The organism is Flagellimonas oceanensis, from assembly GCF_003992595.1.
Taxonomy (GTDB): Bacteria; Bacteroidota; Bacteroidia; order Flavobacteriales; family Flavobacteriaceae; genus Flagellimonas; species Flagellimonas oceanensis.
On the sequence record NZ_RZNA01000005.1, the window covers coordinates 164,496 to 179,730 of the forward strand.

The 15,235-nt window shown below is 44.6% G+C and carries 14 protein-coding genes and 1 pseudogene; 10 read left to right on the forward strand and 5 right to left on the reverse strand.

Translation table 11 applies throughout. The features are described from left to right. Positions 1–23: 23 nt before the first annotated feature. Genes EO132_RS03120 through tsaB form a run of 3 tightly spaced genes read left to right on the forward strand, consistent with a single transcriptional unit; the run spans position 24 to position 3,230 of the window. A complete protein-coding gene (locus EO132_RS03120) occupies positions 24–1,160 on the forward strand; it encodes an efflux RND transporter periplasmic adaptor subunit (protein WP_127136553.1) in 1,137 nt (378 codons plus the stop codon). Positions 1,161–1,183: 23 nt separating this feature from the next. Then, complete coding sequence (locus EO132_RS03125; RefSeq protein WP_127136554.1) at positions 1,184–2,533, forward strand: TolC family protein; 1,350 nt, start codon at positions 1,184–1,186, stop codon at positions 2,531–2,533. 16 nt (positions 2,534–2,549) lie between these two features. After that, positions 2,550–3,230, forward strand: coding sequence for a tRNA (adenosine(37)-N6)-threonylcarbamoyltransferase complex dimerization subunit type 1 TsaB (gene tsaB / locus EO132_RS03130; protein ID WP_127136555.1), 681 nt, complete (start codon positions 2,550–2,552; stop codon positions 3,228–3,230). On the opposite strand, the gene EO132_RS03135 is transcribed toward tsaB, so the two are convergent. The 4 genes from EO132_RS03135 to EO132_RS03150 form a co-directional block, all read right to left on the reverse strand. Then, entirely contained in the window at positions 3,227–4,054 is an 828-nt protein-coding gene (locus EO132_RS03135; protein ID WP_127136556.1) for a mechanosensitive ion channel family protein, read from the reverse strand. The genes tsaB and EO132_RS03135 overlap by 4 nt on opposite strands. 89 nt (positions 4,055–4,143) lie before the next feature. Beyond that, positions 4,144–6,243 carry a thioredoxin domain-containing protein gene (locus EO132_RS03140; protein ID WP_127136557.1) on the reverse strand — a complete coding sequence of 700 codons (2,100 nt, stop codon included), beginning with the start codon at positions 6,241–6,243 and terminating at the stop codon, positions 4,144–4,146. A 69-nt stretch (positions 6,244–6,312) separates the two neighbouring features. Beyond that, positions 6,313–6,513 (reverse strand): dodecin family protein, encoded by a 201-nt coding sequence (locus EO132_RS03145; protein ID WP_127136558.1) that lies wholly within the window; start codon positions 6,511–6,513, stop codon positions 6,313–6,315. A gap of 72 nt (positions 6,514–6,585) precedes the next feature. After that, positions 6,586–7,482 (reverse strand): NifU family protein, encoded by an 897-nt coding sequence (locus EO132_RS03150; RefSeq protein ID WP_127136559.1) that lies wholly within the window; start codon positions 7,480–7,482, stop codon positions 6,586–6,588. A 124-nt stretch (positions 7,483–7,606) separates the two neighbouring features. On the opposite strand from EO132_RS03150, the gene EO132_RS03155 reads away from it, so the two are divergent. After that, positions 7,607–8,602 carry a PorP/SprF family type IX secretion system membrane protein gene (locus tag EO132_RS03155; RefSeq protein ID WP_127136560.1) on the forward strand — a complete coding sequence of 332 codons (996 nt, stop codon included), beginning with the start codon at positions 7,607–7,609 and terminating at the stop codon, positions 8,600–8,602. A gap of 98 nt (positions 8,603–8,700) precedes the next feature. Here the strand turns inward: EO132_RS03155 and EO132_RS03160 are convergent, their stop codons facing one another. Further along, positions 8,701–9,873, reverse strand: coding sequence for a vWA domain-containing protein (locus EO132_RS03160; protein ID WP_127136561.1), 1,173 nt, complete (start codon positions 9,871–9,873; stop codon positions 8,701–8,703). A gap of 62 nt (positions 9,874–9,935) precedes the next feature. Between EO132_RS03160 and EO132_RS03165 the strand changes: the two genes are divergently transcribed. The 6 genes and pseudogenes from EO132_RS03165 to EO132_RS03190 form a co-directional block, all read left to right on the forward strand. Continuing rightward, positions 9,936–10,148 carry a hypothetical protein gene (locus tag EO132_RS03165; protein WP_127136562.1) on the forward strand — a complete coding sequence of 71 codons (213 nt, stop codon included), beginning with the start codon at positions 9,936–9,938 and terminating at the stop codon, positions 10,146–10,148. Beyond that, positions 10,072–12,288 carry a tetratricopeptide repeat-containing sensor histidine kinase gene (locus EO132_RS03170; RefSeq protein ID WP_127136563.1) on the forward strand — a complete coding sequence of 739 codons (2,217 nt, stop codon included), beginning with the start codon at positions 10,072–10,074 and terminating at the stop codon, positions 12,286–12,288. Before EO132_RS03165 ends, EO132_RS03170 begins: the two co-directional genes overlap by 77 nt. After that, positions 12,288–13,019, forward strand: a complete 732-nt coding sequence (locus tag EO132_RS03175; protein ID WP_127136569.1) for a LytR/AlgR family response regulator transcription factor — start codon at positions 12,288–12,290, stop codon at positions 13,017–13,019. The genes EO132_RS03170 and EO132_RS03175 overlap by 1 nt, the downstream gene beginning before the upstream one ends. 59 nt (positions 13,020–13,078) lie before the next feature. Then, entirely contained in the window at positions 13,079–13,594 is a 516-nt protein-coding gene (locus tag EO132_RS03180; protein ID WP_127136564.1) for a gamma carbonic anhydrase family protein, read from the forward strand. Positions 13,595–13,696: 102 nt separating this feature from the next. After that, positions 13,697–14,581 (forward strand): ACP S-malonyltransferase, encoded by an 885-nt coding sequence (gene fabD, locus EO132_RS03185; protein ID WP_127136565.1) that lies wholly within the window; start codon positions 13,697–13,699, stop codon positions 14,579–14,581. Positions 14,582–14,725: 144 nt separating this feature from the next. Continuing rightward, positions 14,726–15,235: pseudogene (locus tag EO132_RS03190) on the forward strand (hypothetical protein); the annotation flags it as partial.

Below are 15,235 nucleotides of genomic sequence, written 5' to 3' on the forward strand. Positions count from 1 at the left end.
CAATCATTATAACAAACACCAAAATGAACAAAATCGTAAAATATATTTTAATAGGAGTATTAGTGCTAGGTGCACTTTGGGCCGCTATTTTCTTTATGAAATCGAATAGCAAATCCGCTATTACATACGATACCAGTCAACCGTTCATTTCCAGTATTGAAAAGAAAACGGTGGCCACAGGTAAGGTTGTTCCGGAAGATGAAATTGAAATAAAACCTCAAATTTCAGGAATTATTGAAAAGATTTATTTGGAGGAAGGAGCCAAGGTCAAGGCCGGCGACCTTATTGCCGTAATTAAGGTGGTTCCAAACGAGCAGTCTTTGAATCAAGCTAGTGGTAGGGTGAGAAACGCCGAGTTAGCGTTGAACAATGCCAAATTGGAATATGATAGAAACAAGACCTTGTTCGACAAAGGAGTGATTTCCAATCAAGATTTCAACAATTTGAAGTTGACCTATGAGCAAGCATTACAGGAATTGAAAAATGCTCAGGCCGATTACCAAATCATTAGAAAAGGTTCAGCCGGTGGTTCTTCAAGTGCCAACACCAATATCAGGGCCACAGTGGATGGAACTGTACTTGAGATCCCTGTTGAGGAAGGAGACCAGGTCATTCAAAGTAATAATTTCAATGATGGTACCACCATTGCTTCAATTGCAGATTTGGGCAAAATGATTTTCGAAGGAAAGGTAGATGAAGGAGAGGTTGGAAAACTCAAAGTGGGAACTCCATTGAAAATAAGCTTAGGTGCAGTGGAGGATGTGGAATTGGACGCTAAACTTAAGTTCATTGCCCCAAAGGGTATTGAGGAAACAGGTGCGGTGCAATTCAAGATTGAAGGTGATGTAGAGGAAAAGGATGATGTGTTTATACGTGCAGGTTATAGTGCCAATGCTTCCATTGTTTTGGAAAAAAAGGATAGTATCCTTGTGATTCCAGAAGCTGTATTGCAGTTTGACAGGGAGACCGACGAACCCTATGTGGAAGTTGCCGTAGGTTCGGTTGAAGAACAAAAGTTTGAAAGAAGGGATATTGAAACAGGTATTTCCGATGGGGTAAATGTGGAAGTCCTATCCGGGCTTACCAAGGAGGATAAAGTAAAACATTGGAATAAAACCGAACCTGTTAAGAAAGGTGAGGAAGAAACCGAGACAGAGTAATCATCATCAATCAAAATAGAAAAATGAAGTATAAGATAACCATAATGCTACTGCTCCTGGCAGTGGGCACTTCCTTGGCGCAGAATAAAAAATGGACGCTAAGGGAATGTGTGGAATACGCAGTGGAAAACAACTTGACCGTAGAACAATTTGAACTGGATCTGGAGAATGCCAAAATCGATAAATCCGACGCAATCGGCAACTTGCTTCCAAGCTTGAACGGAAATACTTCGGCATCGAGTAACACCGGTTTCTCCATTAACCCAACAAACAACTTGCCCACCAACAGTACGGCAAACAACGTGAATATCAGTGCTACGTCCAGCATTACCCTTTTTGATGGATTACGAAACATCAACCAGGTACACCGGGCCAAAATGAACGCGATAGCGAATCAATACCGACTGGAAAATCTAAAGGATGATATCCGTTTGAACGTGGCCAACGCCTATTTGCAAGTGGTTTCCAATAAAGAACAGCTAAAGACTTTCAGGGCGCAATATGCCGTTACCGAACAAGATTTGAAAAGAACCAAGGAATTGGTGGAATCCGGGGTGGTTCCGAGGGGAGACCTTTTGGAGATTGAGGCCACGGCCGCCAATCAGGAGCAACAGATCATCAATGGGGAAAGCAATGTGTTGATATCCAAAGTGAGTCTTGCCCAATTGCTTCAGATTACCGATTATGAGAACTTTGATATAGCGGAAGAGGAATTCGATATTCCACCTTCGGATATTCTTAGCAACTCTCCCAAAGTGATTTTTGATAAGGCTTTGGGCTTTAGGAACGATATCAAATTCTCTGAATCCAATGTGGAATTGGCAGAACAGGACCTTAAAATTGCAAAAGGGGCTTACTTGCCCACATTGTCCGCCTTTTTCCAATATGGGACAAGGTATTCCGATGTAACCCAGATTCCTGATGGGAACGGGGGTGTTTACACTCCCGGGCTTACCGATCAGTTGTGGATTTTTGATGGTATCAGTTACGGTGCACAGTTGAACATTCCGATTTTCAACGGATGGAGCACCCGTAACAACGTGATGCGGTCCAAAATCAGTTTGGATAAGGCAAAATTGCAATTGGAACAGGATAAATTGGATCTTGAAAGCACCATACAGCAAGCCTATGTAAACGTGAACACGTTTGAGAAGGCCTACGCGGCCGCAGAAAAAACGTTGGAAGCAAGAACATTGGCCTATGATTACGCCAAAGAACGTTACGATGTTGGTTTAATGAACGCCTTCGAATATAGTCAGGCACAGGCCAGGGTAGAGAATGCCCAAGCTGATGTGATCCGTACCAAGTACGATTATATCTTCCGATTGAAAATATTGGAGTTCTACTTTGGTATACCCATTTCATTAAACTAGTATCTTTGTGGCCGCTATGGCCATAATACTACATTTAGAAACCGCGACCACCAATTGCTCCGTGAGCATTTCAAAGGATGGCGAAATCGTTGCCCTGAAAGAGAACAATGCAGCGAGCTATTCGCACTCAGAGCAATTGCACGTATTCATAAAAGAAGCCTTGAAAGAGGCTTCTTTGTCATTTCCGGACCTTGATGCCATTGCTATAAGCAAGGGACCAGGTTCGTACACGGGACTGCGAATAGGGGTGTCTGCCGCCAAGGGACTCTGCTTTTCTTTGGACATTCCTTTGATTTCAGTGCCCACTTTACAAAGTATGGCACATCAGGTAGAAGTAAAGGCCGATGAATTGGTGATCCCCGTGCTGGATGCCAGACGGATGGAGGTGTATTCCTGTGTATACGATGCTGCATATAAAGAAGCTCGTGAGACCCGTGCCGAGGTCATCGATGAGGATTCTTTTACGGAATATGTTTCCGGCAATACCGTATATCTGGTGGGGAGTGGAGCAGAAAAATGTAGGGGTGTCTTGCAACACCCCAATTTTGTTTTCAATGAATCTGTGGTCCCTTCTGCAAAGGACATGGCCTCAATCGCATTGCAGAAATACGAAACCGGTCAATTTGAGGATGTGGCTTACTTTGAGCCTTATTACCTCAAGGATTTTGTCCTTCAGCAGAAAAAGAAGAAAAACTAATCTTCCAAAGCCTTGTGCATAACCCTTTGTGGGAAAGGAATCTCGATTCCCGCAGCATCAAAGCGTAATTTGGTCTGTTCAAGTACGTAGAAGTGTGCTGGCCAGAAGACATCGTTATTGGCCCAGAAACGCAATGTCAAGTTTACAGAACTATCCGCCAAGGCACCTACGTATACCTCGGGGGCAGGCTCGGTATTGATGTTCGGATTGTCCGCACATATCTGCAAAAGAATTTCCTTGGCCTCCTTAATGTTCGAGCCATATCCGATGCCTACGTCGATTTTATCCCTACGGGTGTTTTCCATGTTATAGTTGACAATGTTACCGTTGGATAATTGTCCATTGGGAATAATGGCAATCTGGTTGCCGAAAGTGCTCAGCTTGGTGTTGAAAATGGAGATTTCCTTTACCGATCCGTCTACCCCTTGGGCAGAAATCCAGTCCCCGACCTTAAAAGGCTTGAATATCAAAATGAGGACCCCTCCGGCGAAATTCGCCAACGATCCCTGCAATGCAAGACCAATGGCAAGACCTGCGGCACCCACGATGGCCACCAAAGATGAGGTCTTGACCCCCAACTGTGTGATTACCAAAACAAACAATAACGCCTTTAGGGTAATGCTGATAAAACTTTGCAGAAAGGATTCCAGGGTCTCGTCGTAGTCCTTTTTCTTGAAAAAGCGACGTACCATTTTATTGATGAAGGTAATGACCCAAAGACCGACAAAAAATATAACAATGGCTGTGATGAGACCTGGCACTATGCTAATGGCCCATTCAACAGCTTGGTCTATGTAATCTTGATAATTTTCTAGTTCTTCCATAATGGTTTTTTAGTTTAAATAGCAACGTAGTTAATATTCGGGTTAAATAAAAGAAAAGGTTTTTAAACAAATGTTAATGTTAACGCCCTTCACAATTGCTCCAAAGCCTTTTCTGTACTGGTCACAGGGAGTTTGCAAGCACCCTCGATACAGACATAGGCCAAGGTTTTTTCAGGTACCGTTCTGTTTTTCAGTAGTTCAAGAGAGCTGTCCTTTGGGGAGCCGACCAAAACACTGTTTGGCACATATTCCTTGCTGATTTGTTGTCCCATGAGTTGGTAATCTTCTCCAAGTACGGCTATTTCATAAAAGTTTTGGTTTTGGAACAATACCAAGTGCAGCCAATTGGAAAAACCCTGTGCCCTTCGGTCAAAATCCTTTTGAACGTTTTTGAGCATTTGAGTGGATAGGGTTCCATAAATCTCATCGGGGTAAAGCTTATGAAATTTATACAGATTGATGGCCATCATGGAATTGGAAGAGGAGATCACATTGTCATCGACCTCTATGGTTCTTCGAATCAGGGATTGGTCTTCATCTGAAGTGTAAAAGAACATTTCGGATGCCCCATCAAAAAAATGAGCTTTGGAATAATCCAAGAGACTTTTGGCCAAATCAAGCCATTTTTCATCAAAAGTGACCTCGTAGAGTGAAAAGTAAGCGTCGATAACCGTGGCATAGTCATCCAAAAAGGCATTGATACTGCTTTTGCCCTCCTTGTGGTTACGATAAAGCGAACCATCCTCTTTGATCATTTCACGTTCAATGAAAGCGGCATTTTTCAAAGCAAGGTCCAGATAATCTTCGTTGCCCACATATCGATAGGCATCCACGAGTCCCTTGAGCATCAACCCGTTCCATGATGTCAGGATTTTATCATCCAAACGCGGTCTTGAGCGTTTGTTCCGTTCCTTTTTGAGCAAGACAAGGTTTTCGTTGATTTTGGCTCTCAGCTCGGGAACCGTCATTTGGAACTTTTCCGCTATTTCTTCATCTGATTTATCCCGGATGAGCACATAGTTTTCCTCTTCCCAATGTCCGTAGGAGTCAATGTTGAAATATGCTTGGAACAACCCAAAATCATCTTTCAATAATCGGGTAAGTTCTTCTTTGGTCCAAACGTAATATGCGCCCTCCTCGAGTTTTTCGTTTTCATCCAGACTGTCCGCATCCAAAGAGGAATGGAATCCACCACTTTCATCCAAAAGCTCTTCTTGCACAAAGGCGATGGTTTCGGTAACCACATCTTTATATAGATTATTTTTGGTCACCGCATAGGCTTTGGCATATAAACTGGTCAACTGACCATTGTCGTACAACATTTTTTCAAAGTGGGGCACGTGCCATTTCACATCCACGGCATATCGGGAAAAACCACCGCCCACATGGTCATACACACCTCCGTACGCCATTCGAGTGAGCGTGGTGTCCACAAACTCCATGATTTCAGGCTTATCCACAGCGGTGGCGTAATGCAATAGAAAACCCCAATTGTTGGGCATCATGAACTTAGGGGCACGTTTATGTCCGCCCAAATAAGTATCAAAGTATTGGGTCCAATGTTGCACGGCCGAGTCCAATTGCTCCAGAGAATAGAGCTCGCTGTCCTTGTCGTTTTCCACAAGATTGATGGCTTGGAGCCCATTGGCCAAATCGCTGGCATATTGGGTAATTCTCGGTTTGTCCTTTTGATATAGTTCGGCCAGTTGTTCCAGTGACTTTATCCAATTGTCCTTGGGTACGTAGGTAGCTCCCCAAAACGGTCTTCCGTCGGGCAAGGCTACTATGTTCAAGGGCCAACCGCCCTGACCTGAGATCATTTGAATGGCATCCATATAGATTTGGTCCACATCGGGGCGTTCTTCTCGGTCTATTTTAATATTGATGAAGTGTTCGTTCATTATTTCGGCCACTTGCTCATCCTCGAAACATTCCTTTTCCATCACATGGCACCAGTGGCAGGCCGCGTAACCAATACTGATGAGCAAAAGTTTGTCCTCTTTTTGGGCCTTTTCCAACACTTCAGGGCTCCAAGCCTCCCAATTTACGGGGTTGTGGGCATGTTGCAATAGGTAGGGACTGGTCTCATGGATAAGGGCATTGGTGTGTTTATGGGTCACTTCGTCTGATTTTTGTTTGCAACTGAGGGCTGCGATCGTGATTAATATGAAGAAAACTGTTTTTTTCATCAATTGAGCATTCTTGCGCATAAAAAAATGCGTCCGTTTGCGGACGCATTTTCTATTCTTGACTTTGTATTATTGAACCTCAAAGGTAATCTTCACATTTACCCTGTAATCGTCAATTTTTCCATCTTTTACCGTAGCACTTTGCTCGTTGATATAGATGGAACGAATGTTTTTAACGGATTTTGAGGCTTGCTCCAACGCTTTGTTGGTTGCATCTTCCCAGCTTTTGCTGGAATTCGCCAATACTTCAATAACTTTTAAAACTGCCATGGTCAATGTATTTTTTTGATTCCCTTCAATGTAACAAATTTTGATGGGAATATGGCAGTAAAATGGAGTTAATTACCCGTTCAAGGCCACTACTTCCTTGATTTTTTCACCCATCATGTTCTTCAGCATGGTCTCGATACCATTTTTCAGGGTAAAAGTGGATGACGGGCAACCGCTACAGGCTCCTTGCAAGATCACGCTCACCGTACCGCTCTCCTCTTCATACGATTGGAAAAGAATGTTTCCCCCATCACCTGCAACGGCTGGTTTCACATATTCTTCCAAAATGTCGATGATCTGAAGCGATGTGTCATCGTAATCGGTGCCTACTTTCTTTTGCTCTACGGTTTCCTTGCTTTTTTGGATGGCCTCCGCGGTCACAACATCTTTACCATCGGCCAGATAATCCCTGATGAATTCACGCAATTGCATGTTGATTTCTTCCCAATCCGAGACGTCGTATTTAGTGACGGAAACATAGTTTTCATCCATAAATACCTCTTTCACAAATGGAAGATGGAAGAGTTCCATGGCCAATGGAGACTCTTTTGCCTCATCAATGTTCTTGAACTCGTAGGTGCTGGGAACAATTTTTTTGTTGGAAACAAATTTCATTACCGCTGGGTTGGGGGTAACCTCCGCGTAAACGGTAATGGGCTGTTTCTTTTTCACATCTTCCTCGTTCACTACGGGCTCGCCCGCGTTGAGGTATTCCACCAGTTGTTGTGCCACCTCGTCCTTAACATCATCCCATTCCACGATGTCATAACGTTCCAAAGCCACAAAATTACTGGATATGTAAACGGTCTTGACAAATGGAAGGTGGAAAAGCTGTTGTGCCAAGGGAGAATTTTTGGCCTCGTCTATGTTTTTGTACTCGTAGTTGCCCTTTACCAAAAAATGGTTGGCCTCCATTTTGATTATCTTGGGGTTGTTGGTGGCAACAACCGTAATATTGTACTCTTTCATCTTGAATCTTTGATGCAAAAATACCAATAGTTAAGATGTGCAGCAAAATATTATAATAATGTGTGGTGCATTCCGTTATGTTAGTGTTTTATTGTATTGAACAACCATTAGCCCCGACCGTCACATGAGACGAATTTTAACCTCGATTTTCATAGCCCTGTTTTTTGGGTCCATGGCCAAGGCACAGGAAGGAATTCCCGTGTATTTTGATTACTTGGCGGACAATTATTATTTGGTCTATCCATCCATGGCAGGTATTGCAGATGGGACCAAGATTCGTCTGACGGCAAGAAAACAATGGTTCAACGTGGATGAAGCACCGAGTTTGCAGACATTGAACATCAATTCCAGGGTGGGCGAGCGCAGTGGTATCGGAGGCATCCTTTTCAACGATTCCAATGGTTACCATTCACAAACCGGATTTAAGGCCACCTATGCCCATCATCTGCAGATGGGGGGCGATTTCAGGACTTTGAACCAGCTTTCTTTTGGTTTGAGTGCAGGTGTTATACTGAGTAGTTTGGACGAAAGCGAGTTTGTGTCGGTAATCCCCGACCCGGTAGTAACGGGTGTAAAGAACACGGCCAGCTATTTTAATATGGATCTGGGGGTTTCCTATAATCTATTCGAGTTTTATGCCCATGCCGCGGTTTTGAACGTTTTGGGAAGCGGTCGCGATTTATACACCGCAGCGGAATTTGATAATCTGCGACGTTATTTGTTCTCTGTTGGTTATGTTTTTGGAAGAACTACGCGGATTGAACCATCCATTTTGTTCCAGATGACCGATTTTACCAAAGAAAAGACCGTCGATTTGAATGCCAAGGTGTATCGGGATGTGAGTTTTGGTACCGTGTGGGCCGGACTGTCCTACCGTCGTAGTTTTGATGGGGCACAGTTTCAGACCAATGGAACATTTGGCGAACAGCGCTTACAACTGTTTACACCGATTATCGGGGTCAATGTGAACCGGTTCATGTTCTCCTACAACTATTCCTATCAATCCGGGGATATCCGTTTTGATAACGGTGGGTTCCACCAGATTACCTTAGGGTACGACTTTGGTCAAAGTGATGATGGCAAACGTTACGACTGTTACTGTCCAGCGGCCAATAATTGATTTTCAAGCATTTTATGGAATAAGTTCGAGCGCAGGCAAGAACTTTTTAAAAGTATCTCGGCTCTACGCTCGATGTGACAACTTGTATTTGAATGCTATTATTTGTCCCAAGTGAAGTTTTTCTTCGAAGCCTGGGCCTTTATGGCCGATAGCATGGCATTTTCCAACTCTCCGCTTTCTTCTTTTTGATGTTCGGCAATGTAGGCCTCGCGCTTGGCATTGAGTTCCTGTATCCTTTTTTGGATGGCTTCACGTTCGGATTTCTTTTGTTTCACATAGGCTTTGATCTCACTTTCGGATTTTCCTTGTAATTCCTTGGGCAAATCCTTCGTCGCCAATTCCGATATGACAGCTTCATCGTCCTCTACGGCATCCACCAAATCCCATTGTGAGTTTTTGTACAATCTGGAACTCTTGCTTACCGCTCTCTTCACGACTACAGCTTCTTCCAATTCGGCCGCATTGGCATCTTGCGCATATTGAAGCTCTTTCTTTTGCCTCCCGATGGATCCGTAGGAGATATAGGTGTTGTTCAATTTGGAGTTCAATTGGATGATGATATCATCATAGGGCGTGTTGATATGGACCACTTGTCTGTTGTGGTCAATGGCCATATATTCTCCACCGGTCAGCGTAGCCCCTTTTTTCCACATGGAGGAAATACCTTGGTCGTAGTTACCGCAAAAAATGGTATTCACGATCACATCCTTCTCTTTGGCATTGGAGGCAGCATCCTTGAAATCCAATTTTCCCTGCGTAAAGGGTTCGTTGCCCGCAATGAAGATCATTTTAAGGTCATCGGCATTTTTGCCCCAGTCCAATTGTTTCAGGGAAGTGTGGATTACCTCCCCGCAATACTCTTCGCCACCGTTGGTCGTCAAAGAGAACAATTTTTCAGAAATCTCGTCCAAATCGTTACTGAACCCCAATACCTGTCGAATGTATCCTTCGCGGGAGGAAAGATTATCATTTCCGTATTCATAAAGTGCAATTTGAAGGGATGGTCGAACACTGGTGCCGCATTTGGCATGGGTGAATTCATTGACGATATCCCATAATTGGGCCTTGGCCTGATTGATGAGTCCGTCCATACTATTGCTGGTGTCCAACAGCAGGGCGATTTTAACGTACTGTTCCCTTGGCTTTTCACTGGTGTATGGAGTGGTCAATGTGGTTTTCTCTTTGGTATGGGCCTTTAGGTTACAACCATAGCTGGTTCCCGTTATGAACACCAAAACTGCTGAGCCTAATATGTAATTCAAATGTTTCATGATGCAATGATTTTTAAAGTTGAGGTAAATGTATCGGCAACTTTCAGCAATAAAAATCCAGAATGAGCAACCAAGCGGTTGGAATGAGCGAATGGAACCGATTAGTTCGTAACAGGGGAGGAATCAAGCATTTTTCAGCCCAATTCGGGGACAACCTATTTTTTAAAATGCTTGGGAAGCAGTATGTTTACCTAAGTTATGATTCAAAAGGCATACATAGTGGTATTGGTGCTGCTGACTTCTTGGAGCACTCTGGCGCAAGTTGGAAACACTAAGGGGGAAATTGTGATCAAGGGCTCTGTCAAGGGAAAGGAAAACAATGTTCCTATTTCCGGAGTTCACGTGTCCACCAATAAAGGTGCCTTTACAACGACCAATGCATTGGGGGAGTTTTCCATTAAGGCATCCGTTGGGGATATGTTGATCGTTGAAAGTCCCGAACTGCAAACAGTACGTTATCGCATCAAGTCGGATGAAGATGTGGATGTACGGGTGGAAGGATACGAGGGGACTTGGTCTTCCCGAAAACAAAAGCGCGAAGTATCCAGTTCAAGGAGCGGTTTGGACGATCACCAACGCCTTTTGGATTCGGCCAATGTATATAAAAAGACCAATCTTGAAAAGAGCATTGATTTCATCGCCCGTTCCATGGAACCGCTGGGCAGCACGGGGAACAAACGGGAACTTTCGTCCTCCCTTCGCACCCTTGGCGAGATTTACATGTATCACGAGCAGTATGATTTGGCCATAACCAATTTTAAGGATGCCTTGGCCGCCCAAGAGTCCAACAAGACGAAGGTGTTGTTGGGCAAGGCCTATGTGCTCAACGGGAATTATGAAAGTGCCATCTCAATTTTGGAGCCTTTGATCATGGAAAGGAACATGGTGCCCTACCAACGTGTGGAGCTTTTTGAAGCTCTGGGGGATGCCAACAAAGAGCTGTCCAACTTAAAAGATGCCCAAAACTATTATCAACAAGGGTTGATCATTGCCGAAAAAAATCAAATATCACCCAAGGAAATCGACCTGAATTCCAAAATAGCTGATGCTTTTGCCGTAGAGAACAGGGTAATCGAGGCCGAAGGTTTTTATCAAAACTCCTTGAACCTTTCCAAACAGGTAGCTCCGGAACGACTCATTCAGGAAAGTGAGAAAGTAGCGGATTTCTACAATCAAAAAAATCGCTATGACGATGAGATCCAACTCCGAAAAAGAAACTTGGACGAGTTGGAGCAATTGCCCAAAAATGCCGTTGCCTCGGCTGGACAAGGCATCTCCACAAGGGACACCGTAACCTCACAGCGTATCAATTACAAAATTGCGAACGCCTATATCGCACAGGATAAACTGGATGAAGCCATTCCCTATCTGGAGAAAAGTATCATAGAAGCGGATAGGGACGATGATTTGGTGGTGCAAAAGGATGCTACGCGAAAATTATCCGAAGTATATCGCTACAAAGGGGATTACACCAAGGCCCTGGAGTCGTATCAGGATTATGTGGCGGTGGTGGACAGCCTGTATGTCAGAAAAGAACAGGAAATATCCAGAGCGGCCCGTTTTAACAGAGAGATTGCCAATACCCAAAATCGAATCTCAAGCTTGGAGCAAGAACGCGAACTCAGCCAGAGCAAATACAATTTGGCCCTCACGGAGCAACAGTTGTACGAGGAAACCAGCAAGCGCCAAAAATGGATCATCTATTCATTGATTTTTGGTATCGCCTCAATGGCGCTTACTGCATTTTTGTACTACCGGAGCAATAGGCAGCAAAAACTGGCGAACAATCTGTTGGCATTGAAATCGCTACGTACCCAGATGAACCCGCATTTTATTTTCAATGCACTGAATTCGGTGAACAATTATATCGCCAAAAGTGATGAGCGAAGTGCCAACCGTTTTTTAAGTGAGTTCTCCGTATTGATGCGAAGTGTGCTCGAAAATTCTGAGGAGGACTTCATTCCACTGGCCAAGGAATTGGAGTTGTTGGAACTCTACGTGAAACTGGAACACTCAAGATTCTCCGATAAGTTTGATTATGAAATCGATGTGGACAACAAAATCGATATCGATGCCTTCCAAATCCCGCCGATGTTGCTTCAGCCGTATATTGAAAACGCTATTTGGCATGGCTTGCGCTACAAGGAGGAAAAAGGTTTTTTAAAGATCGGGATACGCCAAGTGACCAACGATATGCTCGAAATCCGAATAGAGGACAACGGCATCGGCAGAAAAAAATCAGCCGAGTTGAAGACCACCAATCAAAAGAAACAGAAGTCGAAAGGGATGGGCAACATTAAAAAACGAATCCAAATTTTGAACGATATGTACAAAAACAGGGTAGAGGTATCCATTTCCGACCTCAATAATGATCAAACGGGTACACGGGTATCCCTAAAACTCAAAAAGCAATGATGGAACTCAAAGCGGTCATTGTGGAAGATGAGGCCAATAGTCGGGAAATCCTTCGGAACTATCTGGCCAAGTATTGCGACAAAGTTACATTGTTGGGCGAAGGTGCCACGATCGAAGAAGGCTTGCAGCAAATCAAGAAGCACCGTCCAGACCTTGTTTTTTTGGATGTGGAAATGCCTTTTGGCAATGCCTTTGACCTGTTGGACCAAATCCCTGACCGTACCTTCGAGACCATTTTCGTCACAGCGTACAATCAATATGCGATGGATGCCTTGAACCATCATGCAGCCTATTATTTGATGAAGCCCATCAATATAGATGAACTGATCAAGGCAGTGGACTACGTACGTGCCATCAAGGAAAAGGAAAACGCCCTGGAAGGACAAGTGCTTCAGGCCAGACCAGTACGCGCAGAAGGTAAAATTACCCTTCCCCAGCAGGATGGTTTTCAGGTATTGGACATATCGGACATCTATTTCTGCAAAGCGGATGACAACTATACCGAAATCTATCTGGAAAAAAAGAGAATAGTGGTGAGCAAAACCTTGAAATATTTTGAGGAAGCCCTACAATCCTATTCCTTTGCCCGTATCCATAAATCCTATTTGGTGAACGTTACCGAAGTGGTCAAGTACAAAAAGGGGAAAGGGGGCAGCGTGGTGCTGTCCAATGGTAAGGAACTTTCGGTCTCTGCTTCCAAAAAGGCCGATCTATTGTCATATTTTCAATAAATTGTCACATCGAGCGCAGTCGAGATGCGTTTCCATGTAAAGAAGCAAATTCCAATTTTATGATTATAAAACCAGTCAGGGGCAAATCCCCAGAAATAGGCAAGGATTGTTTTATCGCTGAAAATGCCACGATTGTGGGCGAAGTGAGCATGGGCGATCAATGCAGTGTTTGGTTCAATGCCGTGATCCGTGGCGATGTCCATTTTATCAAAATGGGCAACAAGGTCAATGTGCAGGACGGGGCCGTCATCCATTGCACCTATCAAAAATCGCCGACCACCATTGGAAACAATGTATCCATAGGGCACAATGCCATAGTGCACGGGTGCACCATCAAGGACAATGTGTTGGTGGGTATGGGCAGTATCATCATGGACGATTGTGTGGTGGAGAGCAATTCCATCATCGCGGCGGGTGCCGTGGTTACCAAAGGTACCCATGTGGAGCCTGGGAGCATCTATGCCGGAATGCCGGCCAAGAAAATCAAGGACATCAGTCCAGAACTTTCCTCTGGGGAAATCGATCGCATTGCCAACAATTATGTGAAATATTCCAGTTGGTTTAAAGAGGAGTAGCGATTCTGCATCCACAAGTCCGACAATCCAACTATCCAAAAATCAAGGAATCCATCAGATAATATTCCCTATTTTTGTCCCACCTAAAAAAACTCGACAACTATGAACGCATATATTTTTCCAGGACAGGGAGCGCAATTTGTGGGAATGGGCTTGGACCTCTACGAAAATCACTCCGAAGCACAGGAATTGTTTGAAAAAGCCAATGAAATCCTTGGGTTTTCCATAACCGACATTATGTTCGAAGGCTCCGCCGAAGATCTAAAGCAGACCAAAGTGACCCAACCGGCCATCTTTTTGCATTCCGTTATTTTGAGCAAGGTGTTGGGAGATGGTTTCAAGCCCGATATGGTAGCTGGACATTCCTTGGGCGAATTCTCCGCTTTGGTGGCCAATGGCACCTTGAATTTTGAGGACGGCTTAAAGTTGGTGTCACAACGTGCCCTTGCCATGCAAAAGGCCTGCGAGATACAGCCCAGTACCATGGCTGCTGTATTGGGATTGGAAGATGAGGTGGTTGAAAAACTATGTGCAGAAGTGGAGGGCATCGTGGTGCCCGCCAATTATAACTGCCCAGGCCAATTGGTGATATCAGGAGAAGTGGATGCCGTAAATGTGGCCTGTGAGAAAATGAAGGAGGCCGGAGCGAGAAGAGCTTTGTTGTTGCCTGTAGGAGGAGCATTCCACTCCCCTTTGATGGAACCGGCACGAGAAGAGTTGGCCGCGGCCATCGAATCCACGGAATTCAAAATACCGAGCTGCCCCATCTATCAAAATGTGACCACTACAGCCGTGTCCGATGCGGAGGAAATCAAAAAGAATTTGATACTGCAATTAACGGCTCCCGTAAAGTGGACGCAAAGCGTGCAACAAATGGTTGATGATGGTGCCACTTCCTTTGTGGAAGTAGGGCCAGGCAAGGTGTTGCAGGGCTTGGTAAAGAAAATCCACCGCGAGGCTGAAACCAGTTCCGCATCGGTTTCCTAGGTGCTAAAAACACTTTATCCGAATAAATTGAGATTTAAACTAATAGGCAAGGATGTTCCTTGCCTTTTTTGTAATATTGATTCTCCCAAATCATCCAACTACACGCAGGCAAAAAGAACATAACTGAAACGCACCCAATAAATAATGCAACCTCTGCTTAAAAAACCCTCATTATTACCATCTGCCGCTATGGGACGCGGTGGTCTATTGTTTATTCTACTCCTTTTTTTTGGAATTGGTGTGGGGTTTGGGCAGACAATTAGCATAGACGATCCCGACCCTGAGGATGAGGGCGACATTGGCACGGCCACCTTGACCTTCACTGTGAGCCTTGACGTTGCGGATCCTTTGAACCCGACCACTGTCAACTACACCATAAGCGGCGGAAACGAGGACGGCACGACCACGGATGTTGTCATCCCCGCGAACAGCACGAGCGCGACGATAGATGTGACCACCAATGGCGACACGGTAATCGAAGCCGACGAGACGGTGACGGTAACGCTAAACTCCTCGGACAATGGTACCACTCTTAGCCTTACGGAAAATGTTGGGACGAGCAGTTTCACGGATGACGATTCGGTCATTGTCTCGATTGACGATCCAACACCGGTCGCGGAGGGCGATGCGCTCACTGCGACGCTGACCTTCACG